General features: G+C 47.2%; 20 protein-coding genes. 15 read left to right on the top strand and 5 right to left on the bottom strand.

Features of this window, described 5'->3' with window-relative positions; genetic code table 11:
- Positions 1 to 315: 315 nt before the first annotated feature.
- Both LZG94_RS15710 and LZG94_RS15705 read left to right on the top strand, forming a co-directional pair.
- Positions 316 to 3,024, top strand: coding sequence for a PVC-type heme-binding CxxCH protein (locus tag LZG94_RS15710; protein ID WP_233792795.1), 2,709 nt, complete (start codon positions 316 to 318; stop codon positions 3,022 to 3,024).
- A 91-nt stretch (positions 3,025 to 3,115) separates the two neighbouring features.
- The gene (locus tag LZG94_RS15705; RefSeq protein ID WP_233792794.1) at positions 3,116 to 4,042 is read left to right on the top strand and encodes a hydroxypyruvate isomerase family protein; all 927 of its coding nucleotides are present in this window, start codon (positions 3,116 to 3,118) and stop codon (positions 4,040 to 4,042) included.
- Between the two features lie 195 nt (positions 4,043 to 4,237).
- On the opposite strand, the gene LZG94_RS15700 is transcribed toward LZG94_RS15705, so the two are convergent.
- Positions 4,238 to 4,549 carry an isoamylase early set domain-containing protein gene (locus tag LZG94_RS15700; protein WP_215234508.1) on the bottom strand — a complete coding sequence of 104 codons (312 nt, stop codon included), beginning with the start codon at positions 4,547 to 4,549 and terminating at the stop codon, positions 4,238 to 4,240.
- A 150-nt stretch (positions 4,550 to 4,699) separates the two neighbouring features.
- Positions 4,700 to 6,961, bottom strand: coding sequence for a TonB-dependent receptor (locus tag LZG94_RS15695; RefSeq protein ID WP_233792793.1), 2,262 nt, complete (start codon positions 6,959 to 6,961; stop codon positions 4,700 to 4,702).
- A 202-nt stretch (positions 6,962 to 7,163) separates the two neighbouring features.
- Between LZG94_RS15695 and LZG94_RS15690 the strand changes: the two genes are divergently transcribed.
- Positions 7,164 to 7,574: a DoxX family protein gene (locus LZG94_RS15690; RefSeq protein ID WP_233792792.1), complete on the top strand. Its 411-nt coding sequence runs from the start codon at positions 7,164 to 7,166 to the stop codon at positions 7,572 to 7,574.
- A gap of 36 nt (positions 7,575 to 7,610) precedes the next feature.
- On the opposite strand, the gene LZG94_RS15685 is transcribed toward LZG94_RS15690, so the two are convergent.
- On the bottom strand, positions 7,611 to 8,582 hold the full coding sequence (locus LZG94_RS15685; RefSeq protein ID WP_233792791.1) for an aldo/keto reductase: 972 nt from the start codon (positions 8,580 to 8,582) through the stop codon (positions 7,611 to 7,613).
- Positions 8,583 to 8,737: 155 nt separating this feature from the next.
- Here LZG94_RS15685 and LZG94_RS15680 point away from each other — a divergent pair, with 155 nt between their 5' ends.
- From LZG94_RS15680 to LZG94_RS15660, 5 genes are all read left to right on the top strand, one after another.
- Entirely contained in the window at positions 8,738 to 9,499 is a 762-nt protein-coding gene (locus tag LZG94_RS15680; RefSeq protein ID WP_215234512.1) for a M23 family metallopeptidase, read from the top strand.
- 65 nt (positions 9,500 to 9,564) lie between these two features.
- Entirely contained in the window at positions 9,565 to 10,851 is a 1,287-nt protein-coding gene (locus tag LZG94_RS15675) for an aminotransferase class V-fold PLP-dependent enzyme (protein ID WP_233792790.1), read from the top strand.
- 197 nt (positions 10,852 to 11,048) lie between these two features.
- Positions 11,049 to 11,663, top strand: a complete 615-nt coding sequence (locus tag LZG94_RS15670) for a hypothetical protein (protein WP_215234514.1) — start codon at positions 11,049 to 11,051, stop codon at positions 11,661 to 11,663.
- Positions 11,664 to 11,675: 12 nt separating this feature from the next.
- Positions 11,676 to 12,848, top strand: coding sequence for a glutathionylspermidine synthase family protein (locus LZG94_RS15665; protein ID WP_233792789.1), 1,173 nt, complete (start codon positions 11,676 to 11,678; stop codon positions 12,846 to 12,848).
- Positions 12,849 to 13,008: 160 nt separating this feature from the next.
- A complete protein-coding gene (locus LZG94_RS15660; RefSeq protein WP_215234516.1) occupies positions 13,009 to 13,341 on the top strand; it encodes a hypothetical protein in 333 nt (110 codons plus the stop codon).
- 58 nt (positions 13,342 to 13,399) lie between these two features.
- Here the strand turns inward: LZG94_RS15660 and LZG94_RS15655 are convergent, their stop codons facing one another.
- On the bottom strand, positions 13,400 to 13,741 hold the full coding sequence (locus LZG94_RS15655; protein ID WP_233792788.1) for a cupin domain-containing protein: 342 nt from the start codon (positions 13,739 to 13,741) through the stop codon (positions 13,400 to 13,402).
- 117 nt (positions 13,742 to 13,858) lie between these two features.
- Here LZG94_RS15655 and LZG94_RS15650 point away from each other — a divergent pair, with 117 nt between their 5' ends.
- The 7 genes from LZG94_RS15650 (at position 13,859) to LZG94_RS15620 (ending at position 23,196) form a co-directional block, all read left to right on the top strand.
- Positions 13,859 to 14,413: a hypothetical protein gene (locus LZG94_RS15650; protein ID WP_233792787.1), complete on the top strand. Its 555-nt coding sequence runs from the start codon at positions 13,859 to 13,861 to the stop codon at positions 14,411 to 14,413.
- A gap of 121 nt (positions 14,414 to 14,534) precedes the next feature.
- Positions 14,535 to 15,089: a carboxymuconolactone decarboxylase family protein gene (locus LZG94_RS15645; protein WP_233792786.1), complete on the top strand. Its 555-nt coding sequence runs from the start codon at positions 14,535 to 14,537 to the stop codon at positions 15,087 to 15,089.
- A 15-nt stretch (positions 15,090 to 15,104) separates the two neighbouring features.
- Positions 15,105 to 15,665, top strand: coding sequence for a carboxymuconolactone decarboxylase family protein (locus tag LZG94_RS15640; protein WP_233792785.1), 561 nt, complete (start codon positions 15,105 to 15,107; stop codon positions 15,663 to 15,665).
- 32 nt (positions 15,666 to 15,697) lie between these two features.
- Positions 15,698 to 18,469, top strand: coding sequence for a TonB-dependent receptor (locus LZG94_RS15635; protein ID WP_233792784.1), 2,772 nt, complete (start codon positions 15,698 to 15,700; stop codon positions 18,467 to 18,469).
- Between the two features lie 8 nt (positions 18,470 to 18,477).
- Entirely contained in the window at positions 18,478 to 19,695 is a 1,218-nt protein-coding gene (locus LZG94_RS15630; RefSeq protein WP_233792783.1) for an MFS transporter, read from the top strand.
- Between the two features lie 111 nt (positions 19,696 to 19,806).
- A complete protein-coding gene (locus LZG94_RS15625) occupies positions 19,807 to 20,952 on the top strand; it encodes a DUF3179 domain-containing (seleno)protein (RefSeq protein ID WP_233792782.1) in 1,146 nt (381 codons plus the stop codon).
- Positions 20,953 to 20,988: 36 nt separating this feature from the next.
- Positions 20,989 to 23,196 carry a TonB-dependent receptor domain-containing protein gene (locus tag LZG94_RS15620; RefSeq protein ID WP_233792781.1) on the top strand — a complete coding sequence of 736 codons (2,208 nt, stop codon included), beginning with the start codon at positions 20,989 to 20,991 and terminating at the stop codon, positions 23,194 to 23,196.
- A 2-nt stretch (positions 23,197 to 23,198) separates the two neighbouring features.
- Here the strand turns inward: LZG94_RS15620 and LZG94_RS15615 are convergent, their stop codons facing one another.
- Positions 23,199 to 24,632 carry a hypothetical protein gene (locus tag LZG94_RS15615; protein ID WP_233792780.1) on the bottom strand — a complete coding sequence of 478 codons (1,434 nt, stop codon included), beginning with the start codon at positions 24,630 to 24,632 and terminating at the stop codon, positions 23,199 to 23,201.
- Between the last annotated feature and the right edge of the window lie 3 nt (positions 24,633 to 24,635).

The raw sequence follows: 24,635 nt of genomic DNA, 5'->3' as shown, positions 1-24,635 counted from the left end.
ATACATTGTTTTGTGATATAACAAATTGGCTTTTGTTGTTAAGGCGCTTGCAGTTTTTTGACTTAGTGCTGATAACCCCTAAATCCCCAAAAGGGGACTTGTGGCTTTTTATTGTTTTACGGAATTTCGAGACATTATTTCGGATCAGCGTTCTCCCCTTCAGGGGCCGGGGGAACATGCAGAATGCCTTCGAGCGAATTATTTGGAATATCTAATTATGCTCATTCCCATCAACTTTAAATCTTCTCTTCATTATTCAGGAAACAAGCTGTATTTTTAAACGGTTTTTGTGTAGTTCGCGTCATCAAATTTGTTTTGAAACAATTTAATATTAAAAGTTTTGCCCTCTTCCTTGCGGCAGCTTCTTTCCTTCCTCAGGTCCAAGGTTTTTCCCAGGTTACCGATACATTAGTTACTGAGCCAGTGGTTGTTATCGACCCGGATAGCGCTTATGCAGCGCTTTCTGAGCCGGAAAAGCGTTTTTCACGGAATGCAGTCGCTGGTATCAAAGTGGCCGACGGACTCGAAGCGACATTGTTTGCTTCCGAGCCGAATGTGATTAATCCGATCAATATCGATGTGGATCACCGTGGCAGGGTTTGGGTTTGTGAAGCTTATAATTATCGCCCGGCCGTCAACGGAAAATCCGAACTGGGAATGGGCGACCGCATCCTGATCCTGGAAGATAAGGATGGAGACGGAAAAGCCGATGTTACCAAGGTTTTTTATCAGGGACCGGAGATCAATGCGCCGCTCGGGATCTGGGTAATGGGCAATAAAGCGATCGTTTCTCAAAGTCCGTACGTGTGGCTTTTTACAGATACAAACGGCGACGATAAGGCTGATACCAAGGAAATTCTCTTCAAAGGAATAGGCGGCGTGCAAAGTGACGCAGGGGTACACGCATTCGTTTTCGGGCCCGATGGAAAATTTTACTTCAACTTCGGAAATGCCGGAAGACAGCTGGTAGACGGTCAGGATAGGCCTTTGCTGGATAAATATGAGAGACCGATCGATTTCAGGCAATTCAAACAAGGTGTAGTTTTTCGCTGCGAGCAGGACTTTACCAAAGTTGAAATTATGGCTGAAAATTTCCGAAATGGTTTTGAAGTAGCCGTCGACAGCTACGGAACCATGTGGCAGTCGGACCAGGAAGAGCCGGGTAACGGAAGTGACCGGATTTCTTATGTGATGGAAAATGGGAATTTCGGATATATTGACGAAATGACCGGCGCAAGCTGGCGACTTAACAGGACCAATCTTGAAGACGAAATACCGCGGAGGCACTGGCACCAGAACGACCCGGGCGTAGTGCCAGATCTGTTGCAAACGGGTTCAGGGTTTCCGATGGGGATGACCATTTACGAAGGTGAGCTGCTTCCCCGGCGCTACTGGGACCAGATATTACTCGCCGACGCAGGTCAGCGCTACGTAAATGCATTTCCCGTCGAAGTTGACGGAGCGGGCTACAAATCGACTGGAATCCTGCCGATCGTGGAAGGTACCCGCGACAAATGGTTCCGGCCTACGGATGTTTGCGTTGCACCCGACGGTTCGCTCATTATTTCCGATTGGTACGATCCTGTGATCGGCTCGAATCAAATGAAAGACAAAAGCCGCGGGCGGATATTCCGCGTGGCGCCTCCGGGAGTACCTTATACTATTCCGGTTTTCGACCTTACTAACCCGGAGGAAGCGGTGAAAGCATTGCAAAGCCCCAACTTGTCGATGCGCTATCTGGCCTGGAATGCCTGTGTAAAACACGGCTGGAACGCAGAACCATTTTTGGAAGAGCTTTTTAACAGATACAATGCAAACCCGAAACTGCGCGCCCGGGCATTGTGGGTACTTAACCGCATTGAGGGTTTCAATTACCGCGCACTGGATATTGGCTTCCGGCATTTAAATCCAAACATCCGCATTACGGCGTTACGCGCTGTGCGTCAGCGCAATAGCGACCCCACTGAATATATCAAAAGACTTACCGCCGATCCCGATCCGCAGGTGCGGCGCGAATGTGCACTTGCGATCAACCATAACCACACTTATGAAGCACTGGATGTGTGGCTGCAATTGGCAAAACAATACAAAGGAAATGACCGCTGGACTGTAGAGGCACTGAGTATCGGTGCATTCGATCAGTGGGAGCGGATTTTTCCGGCCTGGCTGGAAAGACAAAAAGGGAAACCCACTGCCACTGACGCAGGCAAAGATATTATCTGGCTTGCCCGGACCCGGCAGGCGATCCCGTATTTGACAGAGGCCGCTGCCGATACTTCTGTTGATTTCAAAAGCAGGTTAAGGTATTTCCGTGCATTCGATTTCTTCCGCGCTGGTTACGAAAAGTCACAGGCGCTGCTGAATGTGCTCTCAGTTCCCGCAAGCGATCGGATTGAGGTAAGTAAGCTGGCACTGCTGCATTTGGATAAATCATTTGTAAAAAATTCACAGCAGGGATTGTCCGCGTTGAACAAATTGCTCGACGAAACTTATGGTACCGAGCATTACATTGACCTGATGACGCGCTACGAGCTGGAATCTGAAAATGACCGGCTGCTTAAAATGGCGCTGGACAAATCGGACGAAGTGCTCGGGAGGGACGCTGGCGCATTATTGCTGGAACAAGCGGGGATTTCTTACGTAACCCAAAAGCTGGCCGGCATGAACGAAGCGAAGAAAATCGCTTTGCTGGCTTCTATTCAAACAGTAGGAAGTAGTGAGTCTGTTTATCTGCTGCGCTCTGCTGCTGTCAATCCGGACGAATCCGTAGCTGTTCGCAAGAATGCTGCTAAGTTCCTGGGGGCGAGCTGGCCAGGCGAAGAAACGGTTGTGAAGCTACTCCTGGACGACCGGCTTGCGGGCGAAGTAAAAGAAGGTGCATTGGACGGTGTGAGAAACGCATTCAGGGAAGATATCAAGGCTCAGCTAGCTCCCTATTTTCCTAAACCGGCAGTGCAGGAAGCCGAAGCCGCTCCGCAAAAGCCAGCTTCCAGAAAGGAACGCCGGAAAAGGAGAAGGTCTTAGTAAAAGTGCATTTGTAAAATAATAGAAGTGCTTTTGAGGTAAATCAGTGCATTTCGTTTCTTTACAATTCAAACATAACTCAAGAAAAAACATGCTTCGTAGAAATTTTGTAAAATCTACATTAGGTCTGGCGGGTGCAGCAGTAGCAGCTGATAATGCTTTTGCTGGCCAGCCAGCCCCGACCGCCAAGAATCAGTTCAAGCTCAAATACGCACCCCATTTCGGAATGTTCCAAAATAAAGCCGGAAAAGGTGTTATCGATCAGCTTAAATTTATGGCTGATAACGGTTTCATGGCGCTTGAAGATAATGGTATGATGGGCCGCCCGGTGCAGGAGCAGGAAGCGATCGCGAAAGAAATGACGCGTTTGGGCATGCAAATGGGTGTTTTTGTGGTAGATAAAGGTGGAAACGGAGCCAATACACTTGCTGCCGGCAAGCAGGAATACATTGATATTTTTCTCAATGGCTGTAAAAAAGCGGTCGAAGTGGCCAAGCGGGTGAATGCAAAATGGATGACCGTCGTGCCTGGTGATTTTGAAAGAAACCTGCCGATAGGCGTTCAGACCGGCCACGTGATCGACGCACTACGCCGCGGCGCCGAGATCCTGGAACCACACGGGTTAGTCATGGTTTTGGAGCCGCTTAGCGATTCACCTAACCTTTTCCTGCGTACTTCCGAGCAGACTTATGAAATATGCCGCGGGGTAAATAGTAAATCGTGCAAGATCCTGTATGATATCTATCACATGCAGAAGAACGAAGGCCGCCTGATCTACAATATCGACAAAACTTGGAGCGAAATTGATTACTTCCAGATCGGTGACGAGCCGGGAAGGAAAGAGCCGACTACCGGTGAGATCAATTACAAAAACATATTCAAATACATTTACGACCGCAGCAAAAAGGAAAATAAATCCTTTATCATGGGTATGGAGCACGGGAATTCACAAACAGGAGCCGAAGGCGAAGACGCGCTGATCAAGGCGTATGTGGAGAGTGATGCATTTAAGGTTTAGCTGTTGGCTGTTGGCTATTGGCTGTTAGCTATTGGCTGTTAGCTATTAGCTATTGGTTTGAGAAAAAATTTATAGAAAACAAAAAAACCGGAGTAGATCACCTACCTCCGGTTTTTTTACGCTAACAGCTAACAGCTAACAGCTAACAGCTAACAGCTAACAGCTAACAGCTAACAGCTAACAGCTAAAACCCAACTAGCTGCAAACAACCACTGAATTTTCAGCTAATTCGTCTACACCTGCTGGTACGTATTTGTCTGCTTCCCAGTCATTTTCCCATTTCTCGCCATCCAAAATATAGCGGAACTGGTGTTCCCCTGCGGCTAGTTCTACAATGCCTTTGAACGATCCGTCTTTTTGTTTTTTAAGTACAACCGCCTCAGGATTCCAATTGTTAAATTCGCCAACAACGGCTACTGTCTTCGCGTCCGCAGCAGCTTCCGCAGGAACGGTAAATGTTACTTTGTAAACAGACTTGCTCTTTACAAATTGTTTTGCTAATGCCATAATCAGGTAGTGTTAAATAATCGATGGCACAAATATACAATCAAAAATTATTCAAATCAATGAATATCAATACTATATACGTTTTTGGTCTTCGAAAAATTATAAACGGTCATTTTCGTTCACTTTTTTAGAAGCCAGATTTTCAGCGTTTTACCTCAACGTATATCGCATACCCAGAAATACCCGACGCCCCTGATTAGGAGCATAAACGTAAGACGGATCGAAGGTCAATCGGTACGGATTTTCCGGTGTGGCGATCACTTGGCCGCTATCGTCGAACTTCACATTTTTATCAAAAGGATCATTCGACCGGGCAATGGAATTGGCTGGGGGAGTGAAGTTGAGCAGGTTTTTTACACCGCCGTAAATTTCCAGACCGTTGTCAAACTTCTTGGTCGCCTGGATATTTTGCAGTGACCAGATCGGTGAAACGCGCGCGCGCGGATCCTCTTCGCTCAACACCGGCAGCCGCATCGGTCCGTACATATTGCCCGTGTAGTCGAGCGAGATTCCCGCTTTTTGAATCTCATAATTGACTGACCAGACACCCGTGAATCTTTCCGTCAGCACCGGCCGGAAACGTACGCCATTTTCTTTCTGGAAATTGTCCATTAAAGTACCTCCGGCAATTATTTTCAGCGGAAAAGGGAAGTTAAAATCCAAATTCAGGCTAACTCCTTTCGAAACTGCGTAACCATCGAGGTTATCGTAAATGATCTGATTGGGATCGGTGTCGTAATCCGGCAGGATCCGGTTGGTGAAATGGGTATAGAAAACAGAAGCGTCGAAGCCGATAAATGAGCTCCCGGTGACAATCTTTTTCACGAAATTTATATTTGCATTCCAGCTTTGCTCCGGGTTAAGTGCCTCTTTCACAATTACCTGCCGGGAGCCGGTTAATGCTGCGTGGTCTTCGGTGAACAGATTTACAATCCGGAAGCCGCGACCCACATTCAGGCGAACAACATCCGTTTGGTTAAACTTGAATTTGTAAGCGGCACGGGGCGTGAAAATGCTTCCGTGCCGGCTATTGAAGTCATATCTCGCGCCAAGCAATAGCGAATGCGGCCCCGAACGGATCTCATCCTGCACAAAAAAACCAGGCAGATAAATCTTGTCAGCGTGGTCATTTCCATCGAGATAACGTGTTGCCGGAGTATTGTCGTTATAAAAGGTGTATCTGAAAGGGGTACCAATCAACAGATTATGCTTCCCGATTTCCTTGTCCCAAAGCAACTGGGCAAATGCAATTTTCTGGTCCGCGAGAAACGGCACATTCCCATAAACTGAATTCTGATGATGCGAGCTGAATGAATATTGCAGGGTGATCTTTTCCTCGATAGGCAGCTGATAATTTCCGAGTACTTCAAATCTGGAAGTATAAATGCTTTCTCCGTAAACTTCGTCTCCGCCGCGGAAAGCCTTATTCCAGTTCATTTGCCCGCCCCAGCGATCTTCGTAATAGTACCGCGCGGCAATATTCGCCTGCTTGTTATTTTTTAAGTTAAATGACCATTTGTTGAAAATCGAAATGCGTTTTTGCAAGGTAAGGTCCGTGAATCCGTCACCGTTACGGTCGAGCGGATTTTGGTAATTGAAATAATTCACCCCGATCAGCGAGCTCACATTTTTTCCTGCAGTGAGCTTCATACCAAGGTCCAGATTGTAATCGAGCCAGCTGGTGCTGAATGCATCCGCCGAAAAAACAGGCGCTTTCGAAGGATTTTTGGTGATGATATTGATCAATCCGCCCACAGCCTCTGATCCGTAAAGCGTTGAGGCCGGGCCTTTTACAAGCTCAACTCTTTCGATTAAGCTATTGGGGATACCCGAAAGTCCGTAAACCGTGGAAAGTCCGCTCACCATGGGCATTCCGTCGATGAGCACCATCGTGTACGGACCTTCCAGGCCATTCATGTGAATATCGCCGGTATTACAAACGTTACAATTCAGCTGCGGGCGCACGCCGTTTACGTAGCTTAATCCTTCAAAAATGCTCGGTACCGGGTTTTTATAAAGGAATTTGGCAGTGATAATATCCACCGGCACGGGGCTGTCGAGCTTTGAGACTTCCTTCATCGTTCCCGAGATCACAACCTCGTCTAATGCATTGGCACCCGATTTCATGACGAAATTCTTTACCAGATCCTGTTTAACGGAAACGTTTTTCTCGGTAATCGTGGGCATTGAAATATAGCTGACCCTGATCGTATACGTTCCGCTCGGGATATCTGAAATGCGATAATTGCCCAAAGTATCTGCCGTGGTACCGATTTTAAGTTGGTCAATATAAACCGACGCGCCGAATGCACTTTCAGGCTGGCCTTCCAGTGAAATGTTTCCCGAAAGCACAAATTGCGCCTGAGAAGCCGAGGTTAAGATGCACAGAATGAATAGTATGTATAGCTTCATAAGTGTTCAAAACTATTATTTAATTTACTCTGAAATATAATTTAGGTAAATCTAAAAATATAACTTGGCAAATAAAAATATGACTCCATGGCGACACGAAATTATTTATGAAACTATCTCGGCGGTTTCTGCGGTTAGGTGAAAAGAGTTATTTTGGCCGTGAATGCGGCCAGGGATTATTTATTCACACAATAATAAATGTATGTTGAAGAAATTCTTGAAACCGATTAAACTGCCCGCTTCGGCGGATTTTGGTATTCTGATCCTGCGGGTCGGTATATCCTGTTTAATGCTCACACACGGATATGCAAAGCTTTCCGGTTACCTCGGAGGCGACAGTTCTTTCGCGGATCCGATCGGTATCGGGGAAGAATTATCCAAGGTTCTGACCATTCTCGCAGAATTCGGCTGCTCTATTCTGCTGATTTTGGGATTGTTTACAAGAGCCGCATTGATCCCGCTCATTATTACGATGATCGTTGTCGTATTCATCGTGCACGGACCCGATCCATTTGCCGAAAAAGAACACGCAATTTCATTTCTGATCACTTACCTGACCCTTTTCTTCACCGGGCCCGGAAAGTACTCGATCGATAATAAGTTATATAGATAAAAAAAACCCGCTTCTGATCTGGAAGCGGGTTTTTTTCTATTGTGACCATTGGGTCGGCTGCCTGTCCCAGCGGTGGGTTTTCAGTTTTTCAGCTATTTCGGGGGAAAGTGCGTTTCCGTCGCTTACGGCTACATTTGATCTTACGTGCGGTAATTTCCGCATGCCGGGAATCGTAGTATGTACGTCCGGATTATTAAGGATGAAACGCAATGCGAGTTCCGGCATCGTCATACCAGCCGGAATATCGGCTTTCAATGCTTCTGCGTGATCTACGCTGGAATTCAGGTTTTCTGGAACGAAATAAGTGGATCTCCAATCGTCGGCCGGGAAAACTGTTTCCTTTGTTAAAGTACCCGTGAGTGTGCCTTCGTCGAAAGGAACGCGCGCGATCACGGCAATATCGTTTTCGCGGCAAAGCGGGAAAAGGTTGTCTTCCGGCGCCTGGTCGAAAATATTATATATCACCTGTACCGAATCTATCAGCCCGGTTTTCAACGTTTCCAATGCATTATCCGGCTCCCAACGGTTGATACTGATTCCCCAGGCGCCTACTTTACCTTCCCGGGTCAGTTTCTGGATCGCCTCTTTCCATTCATCTTCCTGCGCCCAGTTATCTTCCCAAACGTGAAATTGTAACAGGTCGATCTGTTCGGTACCCAGGTTTTGCAGGCTTTTCTCTGTGTATTCAATAATATAATCCGCAGGAAAAACATCAGCGAGCTTAAACTCCGGCTTCGAAGGCCAGGTGCGGTTTTTCGGCGGGATTTTCGTGGCGGCGTATATTTTTTTGTCAGGATATCTTTTTATAAGGTCTCCCAGAATGCGCTCGCTCAATCCTTCTCCGTATCCCCAGGCAGTATCAAAAAAGTTTACGCCCGATTCTACGGCCAGATTCAATGAATCATCGGTCTCTTTGCGGTCGGAGCCGGTCCAGCCTGCGAGCCCCCACATACCATATCCAATTTCACTGACTTGCCAGTTTGTGCGTCCAAAACGACGGTATTGCATTGTGTTTTTGTTTAGTGTTCCGGGTTTAAAGGAAAGCATAGAACCTTTTTAATGCAATAGAAATACATTTGTATTGTTTTAATTTAAATCCGGCGCTGGCCGGAATACAAACCAATCTGTTCGGGGAAAGAGGATTCATGACAAAAATGTTTTTGATGACAGTTAAAAGAGTGGCTGGGCTGCTGTTGATCGTCAGTATTTCAGCCTTTATTAATGAAAGTGAATCTTCCACACCACTAGCCGACTATTGCGCCGCATTCAATCAGGTACAGCTTGATATCCGCGACGGCGCTATTTCACCCGATTCTGCCCGGAATGCTTTCAGTGAAATCATGCGGAATATCCGAAAAATAGTAAAGCCCGACACCTGCCGCGGCATCGACTCCGCCTATTTCGTTTATCCGGTCGAATCCTATTTGCCCAGGGAATCCGTCGGTTCGAGAGGAAGAGGATTTCGGCCAAATGGTTTTGATCTATTTGATCGGGAAGTAGCCGGCAGCCACCCTGCACATGATCTTTTTGTAAGAGATAAAGACCAGGATAACCTCGATGACAGAACGTGGAAGCCTATTAACGTCCTTTCATTTTCATCAGGAATAGTATTGGCCACCGAAACCGGCTGGAAATACGACAGCGAACTCCGCGGCGGAAACTGGATCTGGGTTTACGATCCCTGCCTTGACGGGTTGTTTTACTACGCACACAATAATATCGTGGAAGTGCAACCCGGGCAAAGCATAAAAGCGGGCGATAAAATTGCCGAAATGGGACGCAGCGGCTATAATGCTTATAAGAAACGCTCGCCTACGCATGTGCATTTAATGTACCTGCAACTGGATAGTTTAGGTATGCCCGAGCCTTATGATACCTATGAGTGGTTGTTGCAGGCTGTGGTAAAAAGCGATCCCGAGATGTAATTGGGATTTCGGCGGATTATCAATAAATTGTAGCTCACTCAGTTACTATTTCCTAACCCAAATTTATGAATAATCGCCGTTCCTTTTTCAGAAAGAGCGCTGCCCTCGGCATGGGCGCGTTCGGTATTGACAGCCTTTTTAACCAACTCCACGCAGAGCATTTCAGCAACGCGGAAAAATACTGGAAAGCCGACAGTAACGACAATGAAGATTACTGGTCCGTGATTCAGGACGCTTACACAGCCAGCAAGAGTGAAATTATCATTTTAAATAACGGCGGCGTTTCGCCTTCGCCGCTGGCGGTGCAGGAAGCTTTGGAGAAATACAACAGAGCAGCCGCGCAAGGCCCTTCCTATTATATGTGGCGGATTATGGATAAAGGCCGCGAACCTCTCCGCCAGCGCCTCGCCAAGCTCGCAGGTTGCGACGCCGAAGAAATTGCGATCAACAGAAATGCGACCGAGGCTTTAAATACCGTCATTTTCGGACTTCCGCTGCAAAAAGGGGACGAAATAATAGGCACGATCCAGGATTATCCGAATATGATCCAGGCGTGGAAACAGCGTCAAATGCGCGACGGGCTGGTTTACAAACAATTATCTTTTGATTTCCCCATTGAAAACGACGAGCAGATCGTAAAAGCATTTGCCGACGCAGTTACGCCCAATACCAAAATCATTCACGTAACCCACATTATCAACTGGGTAGGGCAGATTATGCCGGTGAAAAAGATCTGTCAAATGGCGCACAGCAAAGGGATCGAAGTTGTCGTCGACGGCGCCCATACTTTTGGTTTACTTGATTACAAAATCCCTGATCTCGACTGCGACTACTTTGGTACGAGCCTCCACAAGTTCCTGAGCGCGCCGGTGGGTAGCGGGATGATGTGGATAAAAAAGGATAAGATCGAGAAAATATGGCCGCTGCTTTGTAATAGTCAGCCCAAAAGTGCCGATATCCGGAAATTTGAAACATTAGGCACCAGAAGCTTTCCAATCGAGCAGGCGATCGGGGAGGCGATCAATTTTCAGGAAGGGATCGGGTCGAAACGTAAACAGGAGCGGGTTCATTTTCTCAAAAAATACTGGGCAGAAAAAGCCGCGCAGATTCCCGGTGTGAAGATCCATACTTCGTTGAAACCAGAATTTTCCTGCGCGATCGCCGGAGTGAGCGTAGACGGAATGAAGCCGGAAGAAGTGGACGCGAAGCTCATGAAGGATCACAAGATTCACACAGTAGGTATTAACTGGGAAAATATACATTGTGTAAGGGTAACCCCGCACGTTTATACCAAACTCACGGATTTAGACAAGCTGGTGAGTGCATTGGAAAAAATTGCCAAGAAAGCGTAGCGGCGGCACTATTTTTACTTACTAAGGCATGATCTTTCAAAGGGTTATGCCTTAATTTTTGTGAAAGCACTTGAAAACCGCTGGTAAAGCAATTGTGCAATTTTATCCTGTATTACGTACCATTTGAAAGATTATAGCAGATTACCGCTGCCAAAAAGTGTATTTTTAGATATTGTCAGCATTAAAAACCCAATAGTATGACACAAATAAGAAAAGGTTCTTTTATTAAAAGCGTGAAGGATATCAGTATCGGTGGCGCACTGGCTATTGCATTGCTCTCGGGCATTTCGCTGGGCAGCTGCTCTTCCAATGAGGAGGATGAAGCGGCTTACAGCTACGAGGAGACCACTTTTACAAAAGGAATCCGCTCGCATATTAAAGAAGTAAAACCCGGTGAATTCAAGATCATCAGCGAAGATAATGTACCGCCCGACAGCTCCGGCGCAGTAGTGACATACCTCGACGGGCATTCGGACAACCTGAGCCCAGAGGCTGCAAAAGCGTTGATCGACGAGGAAATCCGTACAAACCAATCTTCCGTCGGTCACCACAGCGGCTTGTCGACGATGCTGCTTTACGGCGGAATGGGCTATTTGCTGGGCAGGAACAACAATAACGGGTATATCAACAATTACCGCAATTCCGGCGGAGCCAACGCAAGCGGAGTTTACAGTAACCCGGCAGCTTACCAGAAATCACAGAATACTTTCAGGCAGGTTGACGCTTCGCGTACCACGCGCACAGTGAATACCCGCCCAAGCGGAGGCAGAAAAGGATTTTTTGGACGCTCATCATCGAGAAGCGGAGGCTAAACGAAATTTGAAATGGTAGAAACTAGAACATTGGTAGACGGTCCTGAACGTGCGCTTCAAAATGCCGGCTGGGACTGGATGTTGGGGACAGATACTGTCCCGTATGTTGTTAACGACGTAGTGATAATCAGGGAAGAGCTGGCGAATCAATATTATGACGCTGCCAATACCTTATATGATATGCTGGTCGAAGCCGGCCAGTATGTATTTGATAATAAAATTTACAAGGATCTCGGAATACCTGAGAACCTCATCGAGCTGATCGAGCTTTCCTGGGAAGACGACCGGCATATTCATTTATACGGGCGTTTTGACCTGGCCGGTGGATTTGATAATGATCAGATCAAGCTGATCGAGTTCAATGCCGATACTGCTACCTGCATTCCCGAAACTTCCGTGGTACAGTGGGCGCATTTGCGCATGAACGGGCTCGACGAAGCGAAGCAATTCAATACCCTTTATGAAACGCTTGTTGGTCAGTTTCAATACCTGAAAGATGCGAACCCGGACCTGACACCTTCGATTCTTTTCTCTACCATGCGGGATTTTCCCGAGGACGAGACGAATGTAGCAGTACTGGCCGCCGCGGCAAGTGAGGCAGGTTTTGATACCGAATTTGCTTATATCGACGATGTGGAGTTTTCGAACGGTGACGGCATTTTCTTTCAGGATACGACGACGGGGGAATTTGTCCGCTTCGATTTCTGGTTCAAACTCGTTCCCTGGGAATACATCGGTACGGACGAGCCCGAACTGGCCGGAATGCTGACCCAAATTGTCAGAAACCGGAAAGCAGTCATTCTGAATCCGGCGTATACACTGTTGTTCCAATCCAAATACATTTTAAAAGTTTTGTGGGATTTGTATCCTTACCATCCTCTTTTACTGCAAACGGAACGTTATGCGCTGCCGCACAAGCAGTCGGTGAGCAAAGTTTTATTTGGACGTGAAGGTGCCAATGTTTCCATCCTGGAAAAAGGAGGCGCTGTATTGGAGCAGGTCGAAGGTGAATATGGCAAGCAGGCGAAGATCTATCAGGAGTACTTTCCGTTTCCGGCTGATGCAGAGGGGAAAAGTTATCAGGCAGGTGTATTTTACGTTGGGGAAGCTTGTGCGCTGGGTTTGCGGCGCGGGGGGAATATCCTGGACAATACCGCGCAGTTTATCGGTCACGTAGTTGAGTAGCCCGGTTTCTATCGCTTGTTAGTCAGTTTGTTGTAAATACTGTAACCCTCAATATCCTCATAATCGACCGCAGGCTAACATATTCGACCGTTGGCTAAACTTTATGAAGAAAAATAAGTTCGTGATGTAATGTTTGCAAATATTCTTAAACGTAGCCGTTATGATACACGAAAAAATTTTTCATCTAAAAAGTGGCAGGGAAGTTAAAGTAGTCGTCAAAGGCTATTTCCTGAATGACAATCCGCAGGTTAGTACTGACTATGAAGTTTTTATAAAAGACCCCAAAGAGACATTCTTCCGGACACCGATCGGTGCAAATCATCCTCAATATTGGAAAATGCGACGGTCGACACCGCAGCAGGCGAAGGTACTGTTACTTGAATACAGCGGAATATCGCAGAGGCAGGTTAGTCAGGCAATTGCGGAATTCAACAAGATTGCAACCTTTCCTCCCGCACAGATTGGGCTGCATTATGAAAATGAGCTTGTGTAGGAGAGATACAAAACATATATGTAAACCGGCATCTACACGCGTAGTGCCGGTTTTTTTATTACTGACTATTCCTTTCGAGCTCAATAAAATCCTGGCGCGCGGGTGTGAAACAATCTATTACCCTGCACTGCGTATGTGCAACTGCCGAATGTGGCGCATTGGAAGGTATATAGGCGGTCATTCCGCTGGTCAGCAGCATTTTTTCGCCGTCAATCTCAAATTCGAGTTCACCTTCCAACACGTGGCACCATTGTTCGTGAAAATGGCTGTGTTCCGGCAGTACCGTGCCGCCGTCAATCGTAAAGTGGCCGAAAGTCTGCTGTTCGGAATGAGCCAGCGTACCATAAATCCCGTCCCAGATTTTTATAATTTTCTTCGAATTGAAATCAACAAATGGCATATACGAGGTATTATATCAAGAATCTAAAATATTGACAGTAAAAATAGCCGCAAAAGCATAAAATCCATCGAAAGCTTTTTATACATTTGCACAATCAGAAATTTCAATATTTAAACATTGCGCAGGATTTTATCCATACTGCTCTTTGGGCTCTTGCTCTACAATATGATCGGCTATTCAATAGTCTATCTGTCGGAGGGAAGCTATAAGATCAGTGGCGCCAACAAAGACCTGATCGAGCAATCGACTGGCTCCGCGGGTATTGTGATTAAAATCCCGGTAAGTGTTCCTTACCAGACCGACTGGAGTGCGCCGGAAGCGGTGGAAGGTCAAATTCAGCACGAAGGCCATTTTTACCAAATGAAGAGCCAGCAACTGCTCAATGATACGATGTACGTGCATTGTGAGCTTGACCAGCATGCGCGCGATAGGTTCAGTGATCTGGTTTCTAAGATCAATGATCAGGTTACCGGCCAGTCGGCGGATGATCAAAAAAGTCAGCATTCCAATTTATTAAAGAACTTCCTGAAAGAGTATATGGGCCAGGACAGAAAGCACGTGTTTTATGTGCTCGAATGGACGCCAGCCCGGGAATTAGGTGCTTCAAACCTACCGGCTTTTATCTCTGAAAGCCACTTTTCAATACCATCTCCGCCGCCTGATCAGGCTTAGTAAATTTTTTATTCTTTCCGTAAAAGTCTTAATGTGATCATGATACACTGATCATCTGACTATTTGTCTGTTTCTGTACGGAAGGAAGAATTATCCATTTACTAAACTGTTCTTTCCTCAAATGGCACATATTACCCTGCCCGACGAATCGCTTCCGGGTATTGTTGGACTTTTTAATTTCCGGCCCGAAACCGCCGAACCTTTGCAATTACTCGCAGAAACCCTGCTCCGGGGCGATTCTCCACTCACCAGCGGTGAGCGCGAACTGATCGCCGCCTACGTTTCGCATTTGAACAACTGCCATTTCTGTCACACTTCGCACGCTTCGGCCGCGATGGCGCATTTGGATTGCGACCTCAGTTTGATCGACGATATCAAGAACGGATTTCAGCAAATTGAGATCTCCCCAAAACTACGGGCGCTCCTGAATATCGCCGCCAAGGTGCAGAAAAGCGGCCGGGAAGTGCACGCGGAGGATATTGCTGCCGCAAAAGCAGAAGGAGCGGCAGACAAGGAAATCCACGATACGGTTTTGATCGCTGCGGCATTTTGCATGTTCAACAGATATGTGGACGGACTGGGTACCTGGGCACCGAAAGAACACGAAGCTTACCGCGAGATGGGGCAACGTATGGCCTTCACAGGTTACGTCAGATTTTCGGTTCCTCAGGACTAAAACAGCGATATCGATATGCCACATATTCCACTACCTGGCCATTTGCCGGGTATTACCGGTCTGCTCGAATACAGCAAGGATACCGCGCACCCGATCCGGGTACTGACCCAGTTTTTATTGAGGGGAAAAAACAGCCTGACCGAGGGCGAGCGCGAGCTGATCGCGACCGTCGTTTCGCATTACAACGAATGCAAATTCTGTACGGCGGCGCACACTGCAATCGCGGATGTGCTGCTGGGTGAAACCGAAACCTGCGAGCTGGTTAAAAAGGATATTGACACAGCACCGATAAGCGAAAAAATGAAAGCACTGCTGAAAATCGCCGTAATGGTGCAGGTGAGCGGGCGAGCTGTTACCCCGGAAGCTATAACCGTCGCGAAAAAATCCGGTGCGACGGATATCGAGATCCACGATACGGTATTGATCGCCGCCCTGTTTTGCCTATACAACCGCTATGTGGACGGAATGGCAACTGTCGCTCCTGCCGATCCCCAGTTTTACCTCGGGCTCGGACAACGTTTAAAAGAATATGGTTACAACCGTTTGCCCAATGGTTATGATCATTTGAAAAACTAAAAATCAACCTTCCTGCTATCAAAAAACGCTCTATGAAAAAACATTTACTCCTGTTATCCCTGCTTTTGTGCATTGCTTGCTTACAAGTGACGCGGGCGCAATCGACTAAAATTCAGGGGCATATTTATGATAATGAATCTCAAAAGCCGGTTTCGGGAGCTTCCGTTTCGGTGAAGGGAAAAAATACCGGCGCGGTCTCGAATGCTGACGGTTTGTTTGAACTGAATACCTCACTTCCGGCCACACTCGTGATCTCACTAGTGGGATATGCGCGGCAGGAAGCAGTAGTGGCAAGTGCCGAAAACCTGCGTTTCGACCTGGTACCGGCTATTGGAGAACTGAACCAGGTAGTGGTAACCGCGTCGAGAGTAGAAGAAAGCATACTCCGCTCGCCGGTGAGCATTGAAAAAATGGATGCACGCGCCATTCAGCAAACGCCTTCTGCCAATTTTTACGACGGTTTGATCAATATGAAATCGCTCGATATGGTTACCAGCAGTCTTACTTACAAGCAGATCAACACAAGAGGTTTCAATACAACGGGCAATAGCCGGTTTTTGCAACTGGTCGACGGGGTTGATAACCAGCCTTCGGGGTTGGGTTTTGCGATGGGAAATCTGTTTGGGCCGCACGATATCGATGTGGAAAGTGCCGAGCTGATTCCCGGGGCAGCATCTGCATTATACGGTCCGATCGCATTTAACGGGATGCTGAATACACGCACAAAAAATGCATTTGAATACCAGGGACTGAGCGCGCAGACTAAGTTTGGCATCAACCATATTAACGACGGCACCGACCTGGGGGCGAAGCCGATGTACGATGTGGCAGTGCGCTATGCAAAAGCTTTCAACAACAAGTTCGCATTCAAGGTCAATGCTTCTTATTTGAAGGGAACTGACTGGTATGCAAACAATTACACAGATATTGACCCTAATACACTTCCTGCCAACCGCGGGCCGAATAATCCGGGTAAAAATCAGCTTAACATTTACGGAGACGAAGTAGCACAAACGCTGCCGGAAATAGGAAGAGTGTCGCGTACAGGCTATGAGGAAAAGGATCTGGCTACTTACGGAGTTTACAGTCTGAAACTGAATGCGGCATTGCATTACCGCATTACCGACAAGCTGGAAGTGATTTACCAGGGAAATTTCAATCAGGGAACGGCGCAGTACACAGGCAGTAACCGGTTTGTGATCAACGATTTCAAGTTTATCCAACACAAACTGGAACTGAAAGGAAGCAACTTTTATGTGCGTGGCTACTCCAATCAGGAGATTTCGACGAACTCTTACAATACCCGCGCGCTGGGCCAGCACATTAACCGTACCTGGGTGAAAGATTTGAACGGGGCGACAGTTACGCCGGACAAAGCCGATGCGACCTGGTTTGAGAGATATGCAGCAGCTTACAATGGCGCAGTAACCGGAGTTACTACAAAGGACCATAATGCCGCACGTTCCTTCGCAGACGAAGGTAGGATATTGCCGGGTTCAGAAGCATTTAATTCTTCCAAAGACCTTCTGATCAAAACTAGGGGGCTTTCGGGAGCGGGGATATTGAGCGAATGCAGCCTGCGCCACGTGGAAGGAATGTACGATTTCAGCTCTGCCTTGAAGGTTTTTAACTTGCAGGTAGGAGGTAATTACCGCAAATATTACCTCGATACAGGCGGGACACTTTTTGACGATAAAGATAAAAACCTGACTAATGAAGAGTACGGCGTATTCGCACAGGCTTCCAAATCGCTGTGGAAAGAGCGTTTGAAGTTCACGCTTTCAGGTCGTTATGATAAAAATGAAAACTTCGACGGGCGATTTACTCCCCGCGCATCCGCCGTTTTTTCTCCAACAGAAAACCACCATTTCCGCGCATCCTATCAAACCGGATTTCGTAACCCGACTGTCTCGGATCAGTTCATTAAGCTGAATGTAGGTCCGATCATCATTTTGGGCGGCGCGCCGGTGAATTCGCAGGGATTGAATGCTTATGAAAATTCGGTGACCATCGCTTCTTTCGGCGCATTTGCGGGTGCTTTCGGTGCAGATATGGCGAAGGGAACTCCTTTCCCTCAGGCAGTTGCGAACAATAAAGACAAGTTGGTTAAGTCTAATGTGCCTTATATCAAATCGGAAAAAGTAAAGAGCTATGAAATTGGCTATAAAGGCTTGATTAGTAAGAAGTTGTTGTTTGATGTAAATTATTATTACAGCCAGTACACCGACTTTATGATCAATACCGTGGTCGCCCGGGCCAAATCAGATATTCTATTAGCGGATGGATCGGTCAACCCTGCTGCTGCCGCCGAGTTACTGGGAGCCGACAGGCAACTGTTCCAGCTGTATACCAATGCAGCTGATCAGGTTTCCATTCAAGGCGTCAGCGCAGGTGTTACCTATTCTTTACCCCGCAACTTCAAGCTGAGCGGCAATGCGACGTGGATCGATTTCAATATCGGCGATGCGGACAAAAACAATATTCCCGCATTCAATACGCCGGAGTGGAAGTCAAATGTGATTTTCGGGAACCCCAGACTGACAGACAAGCTGGGATTCAATATCGCTTGGCACTGGCAAACAGCATTTGAATGGTACGGAACATTCACCGAAAATAACCCCGGCAAGGTACAAGCTTATAACCTGCTCGACGCGCAGGTGAGTTACCGCATTCCTTCGCTGAAAACGACGGTTAAAGTGGGCGGCTCCAATATCACCAACAAGTATATCGTGCAGGCTTACGGTTCGCCGGCAGTCGGCGGGTTATATTATGTGAGTTTGAATTTCGACCAGTTATTCAGATAAGATCAGCTATGCAGACTTTGGAAATAACAAATATCGAATCGAAAAGTGTGGCGGGAAAGTGGCTAGCATTTGGCTTGTGCTTTGTGACCTACACGCTCAGCGGCACCGTTTCGACTCTAATGTCGGTGTACCTGCCCGTCGCTATTCGCGAATTGAATGGCGGCGCGGTGAGTGAGGCGCAGCTGGGCGAGATCGGCGCTTATATTAATGCGTTGTACCTGTACGGCTGGATGTGCGGCGGGCTGCTTTTCGGGATGATAAGCGATCGCATAGGTCGGGTGAAGTCGCTCACGCTGGTTACTGCACTTTACGGGATTTTTACGTGTCTGGTGACGATCGTTCCAAACTGGCACACATTGCTGGCTTTTCGTTTTATGACGGGAATGGGTGTGGGCGGCGTTCTGCTGATCTCAACTGTTTATATTTCAGAGATTTGGGAAGAAAAAACGAGGGCGGTCATGCTGGGGATTCTGGCAGTTTGCTTTCCGATCGGCATTGTAACGACGGGCAGCATCAACCTCCTTTTCTCCGATTGGCGCAGCGCATTCGGCATCGGTATTATACCCGTTATTACCGCCTTACTCATTTATCTGCTCGCGCCGGAATCGGCCAAATGGCGGAATCTGAATGTATCTGACAAAAAATCACCCACATTATTTACGGGTGAAAATCGCGCGAACCTGATCTCCGGCTCGCTGATTTTCGGCTCGGTACTGATCGGACTTTGGGGGATATTCTCGTGGCTTCCCACCTGGGTGCAGACTTTGCTCGCAAGCGGCCAGGACGGACAAAAAGAACGCGGTTTAATTATGATCCTGCTTGGTTCGGGCGGAATCATAGGGGGACTTTTCTCAGGCGTATTGCTCAATCGTTTTGGGAAAAAAAGAACATTGACCGGCGTCTTTGCAAGCTGTCTGATCATTTGCTGTATCCTGTTTTTGACGAATACCCAATTTTCAGCGATCATCTACCTCGAAACTGCGATGCTCGCCTTTTGCTTCGGGATCAGCCAGGGTGCGTTGTCGAGTTACATTCCTGAGCTTTTTCCGGTTTCGATCCGGGGTACAGCTACGGGTTTTTGTTTCAATGTCGGCCGGTTTTTTACAGCCACTGCGGTGTTTTTTATCGGCTCGCTGGTCAGCGTCCTCGGCGGTTTAGGGAATGCGCTGCTGGTTTTTACATTGCCATTTGTGATCGCGCTGGTGGTAACCGCGCGCAGCAGGTGATTCTAGTTTTGAATATCATAGGTTAATATATTAAGCAAACGGGTTTGCCACCTGGCGAACCCGTTTCTTTGTTTTTTTTTGTAATCCTCTCGTTTTCAAATTAATATATAAATGAAGAAGATATTTTACATAGGCGTAACCGGCATTCTCCTTTACGAAATCGCGAAAGTGTATTTCATTATGCCTATGCCCGGCAGTCAGCAAATGAACAGCATTGATGCCGCCTATTTCCTGCACACCTGGCGCTGGGCTTTCAGGATCGTATTCTGGGGGATGATATTGGTCGGGTCAGTTTCTGTTTTCAGGAGTAAAACAAAATGGCTGCCCGGCTTGCTGCTGCTTCTAATAGCCGGAATAACTTACGCTACCAACTACGAAATGGCGGCTGATACGATGTTCTATCAACCCCAGACGGTATTGATGCAGCATGCAGCTGCTAATAAAATCGACCCGGAAAGGCTCGTGATCGGCGCGGAAGTGAACGGGGAAGCGAAAGCATATCCGATTCAGTTTATAGGTTACCACCACCAGGTGCGAGACACGCTGGGCGGGAAGCCCATTATGGTCACTTATTGCACGGTTTGTCGCACGGGAAGAGTTTTTGAGCCGGTTGTAGACGGAAAAGTAGAGAGCTTCAGGCTCGTCGGGATGGATCATTTTAATGCAATGTTTGAAGATGAAACTACCGGCAGCTGGTGGCGGCAAGCGAACGGAGAAGCGATTACCGGCCCTTCAAAAGGGAAAATTTTACCTGAACTCGCTATTACGCAAACCTCACTCCGACAGTGGCTTAAACTGCATCCGCAAAGCAAGATCATGCAACCGGACCCCATCTACCAGGCCAAATACGATTCGATGAGCCGCTATGAATCCGGGAAAAATAAGTCGCTGCTGACGCGGGCGGACTCACTGCCGTGGAAAGAAAAATCGTGGGTGGTGGGTGTACAATCGAAAGACGGAAGCAAGGCATTTGACTGGCGCAGGCTTGGGAAAGAAAAGGTAATTAACGATCAGGTAGGCTCAGTGCCGGTTTTTGTGGTGATCGCAGGGGATAAAAAGAGCTTTTTCGCTTTCGAAAGACCAGATATGCGGGATCGCTATTCGATCAGGAACGATACCATTTTTGGTAAAAACGGGAGCTACGATCTGCTGGGAAAAAGGCTCGACGGTTTAGGGCAGAATCTGTCGCGGATCAATGCATACCAGGAATACTGGCACAGCTGGCGCACATTTCACCCGGAAACCAAACAGTATTAGGCGGTTAAGTGAATGAGTATCCTGAATAAAATCGGAATGAAATACATTTTTTACACCCTTTCTCTTTTTATAACAAGTTTCAGTGCTTTTGGTCAAAATGAAAAGAAGGAAAAGAGCGACATTGATAAAGTGCTTGACCTGAACGAAGTGACCATTGAGCAGCGCAAGAACATCATCCACACAGAGCGGCTTCCCGATGTTCACAATACCTATATAATGGCCGGTAAAAAGAGCGAAGTTGTTCAGCTGGAAGGAGTTAATGGAAATATCGCTGAAAAAACGGGCAGGCATATTTTTGCCAAGATCCCCGGCGTATTCGTGTACGACATGGACGGAAGCGGAAATCAGATTAATATCTCGACCCGCGGCCTCGATCCGCATCGTTCGTGGGAATACAATATTCGCCAAAACGGCGTGATCACCAATTCGGATATGTACGGTTACCCGGCGAGTCATTACAGTCCGGCGATGGAATCGATCCAGCGCGTGGAGCTGGTTCGGGGTACTGCTTCGCTGCAATTCGGGGCGCAGTTTGGGGGGATGATCAATTATGTTACAAAAGGTCCTGACACGACGCGTGCATTTGCATTTGAAACCATCAATTCGGCGGGTTCTTTTGGACTTTTTAGCTCTTATAATGCAATCAGTGGAAAGGTGGGGAAGCTCACTTACCAGGCTTATTATCAAACGCGGCATTCGAATGGATATCGTAAAAATGCGAGATCTGACGCGCAGTCGCAGTTTCTGAGTTTATCTTATGAGGTAACCCCTTCCTTGCGCATCAAAGCCGAACTGGGTCGCTCGAAATACATTTACCAGATTCCCGGCCCACTTACCGACGCCATGTTCGAGGCCGACCCCAGGCAGTCGACGCGCTCGCGGAATTATTTCAATCCTGATATTTACGTCCCTTCCATTGTGATAGATTGGAAAATCAGCCCCGCAACTCAGCTTAAATTCACCAATTCGGGCGTTTATGGCGCGCGAAACAGTGTGATGTTCGATGCATTTGCCAATGTGCCCGACACGATCAGCGCGGTTACCAAATCTTACCGCGCGCGGCAGGTGGATATCGATAACTTCAAAAGTTTTACTTCTGAATTACGTCTTTTGCATCAATATCAGTTTGCAGGCATGACCAGTGTCGTGTCCGGCGGCGTGCAATATATGCACAACAAGCTCCGCAGAAGGCAGCAGGGAAAAGGAACAACCGGCAGTAATTTTGACCTCACACTTACCCACCCCACTTTCGGTCGCGACCTGTACATGAATACCGACAATATCGCCCTATTCATTGAAAATATGATCTTACTGACGCCACAGTGGTCCATTTCGCCCGGTTTCAGGATAGAGAGCGGCGCTACGGATATGACGGGAAAAATCAGTTATTACGATCCCGGAAGTCTTCCCAATACTATTAAGCACAAGTTTCCATTGTTCGGGATCAGCTCGCAATACAAGATCAGCGGCACCAGTCGGGCGTATGCAGGATTTTCGCAGGCTTACCGGCCAGTCGTTTTTAAGGACATTATTCCGGCGTCGGTGCTGGAACGGGTGGACAAAAACTTGCAAGATAGTTACGGGTATAATCTGGAAGCCGGCGTGAGCGGGAATGTGAAGGATGTTTTCAAATATGATATCAGCTTGTTCCAGGTGATGGTTCATCACAGAATGGGAACTGTTTCTATGCGTGACGAGGCTAGTAATGCATATTTATTGCGTACCACTACCGGCGACAGTCGCACACGCGGCGTGGAAGCTTATTTGGAATATACAGCAATTCAGACTGGTGAAACTTTGCCGACCGAGCTTTCCATTTTCACTTCCACATCTTATTTTGACGCGAAGTACATGAAAGGAAATGCAGTTGTTAATAATGAGAATACCAGCGTGGCCGGCAATAGGGTAGAGGGAGTTCCCACCTGGATTTCGCGAAATGGTATTCAGTTTCAATACAAAAAACTAGCCTCTACACTTCAATACAGTTACGTAAGCTCCAATTTCGCCAATCCGCTCAATACCATTGAACCCTCCGCAAACGGAACGATCGGGAAAGTGCCGGGTTACGGCTTACTCGACTTCAATGCCACATTGCGACTGGGAACTGCCTACACTTTACGAATGGGGATCAACAATATCACCAACAAACAGTACTATACGAAGAGGCCGACAATGTACCCGGGGGCCGGGATCTGGACTTCCGATGGCCGTAGTTTTCAGTTTTCTGTTGGAATAAAGATTTAAATCTACCAAACCAGATATCTCAGATAAACCTGTCCATTCAGCGTTTTGACAGGAAACTGCGAAGACTTTGAGATATTAGACAAAGGTAAAATGACGTTCAATCCTGCTTGAAAACGGCCTGGAGTAAGTGCAATCCCTGCTTTCAATGTGAATAGGTAGGGATTGATGTAAGGCGATATTTCAGTTGATTTTTTCAGGGTTGTCAATTGCCCGTCCAGGAGTTTTCCCTGCCAGTTTTGCGTTTGCGGCCTGAAAAGTGCTGAGGTTAAAATGGTGTAAGATGCACCGGCATTTAAAGCAAAGAAGCGGGTGACGTGATATTGATATTGCGCACTGAAATTCATTCCTACTGCCTTGATGAACAGTGCGTTAGTATATGTTTTTATAGAGTCGGTATTGAGGGAATCTGCAATTTGCCGCACCAGTTTATTTCCTCCGAAATAGGATTGGTATGGCAAAAAACTAAATGTAATGCTGCTTTTTGAAAAGTTGGTCGTTGCAAAAATACCAGGTATCAGAAGCCGCGCGACGCGTGGGATACTATCAGCGCCGGTCGCGATATAAGCTGTGGATTTCAGAGAAGAATTCAGCGTCCATTCCAGGCCCAGATGAAAGGATCTGTTCGTTTCACTCTTTTCGCTTACTGGTTGTTTTGCAAAATTCTGGGTTACTATCCTTCTGCCCAGATCAGTGTTAATACCTCGAAAATGTACATTTAAAGGTTTTAGGCTGCGAATGTTAAATCGTTTCTCTGGATTAGGTGACGGAGCTGTTTCCAAACTTTGTGAATCTCGCCTGAATCCACCGGCTGCATTTTCTTTTCCGACAGCCGGGATTGGCGGCGTTTGTGGTGAGTTTTCTGTCCTCTGCCTTTTCGATTTCGAGTTTTTCACTCGCGAACTGTTGTTGCTGAGCTTTCCTTCCGATTCCCTACCGGCTGCGGTTTTGGATCCTGCCACAGGCTTTTCGTATTCGCTTTCTGGTATTGGATTTTCCGGGTTCTGGTTAAGTATGGGTTCTTTTTGTTCGGGGTTGTTGGGTATTGTATTGTTTTGTTCTTGTTGTTCGGGTTTTTTCGGTATTGTATTGTTTTCTTCGATTTGTTCCGGTACTGCTTTTGGTATTGGTTCGTCGTGATTTTTAATTTGTTCTGACTGCGTCAATACGGGTGCTGGTTTTGAAGTTGAAGCAGGGGAGTCCGACAGCTGATAAATGACAACAGCAGTAGCTGATACCAGCGACAATGAGGTCAATATCAAACCTTTAATTTTAACCAAACCTGAAAACCACTGTCCGGCGTCTCCGTTAACCGGCGTTCCGCCTGCGGCTGCGCCCAGCATATCACTCATTCCCGCCCACGCGTCATCGGCCGGCACTTCCGGTTCGGGAAGCGGGTCGCGGAAAAATTTGCCGATATGTTTTTCTTTCTTTTTCACACC

Origin of the sequence: Dyadobacter sp. CY343 (assembly GCF_021390335.1) — a bacterium.
Classification (GTDB): domain Bacteria; phylum Bacteroidota; class Bacteroidia; order Cytophagales; family Spirosomataceae; genus Dyadobacter.
This window is presented reverse-complemented; position numbering and strand designations above follow the sequence as displayed.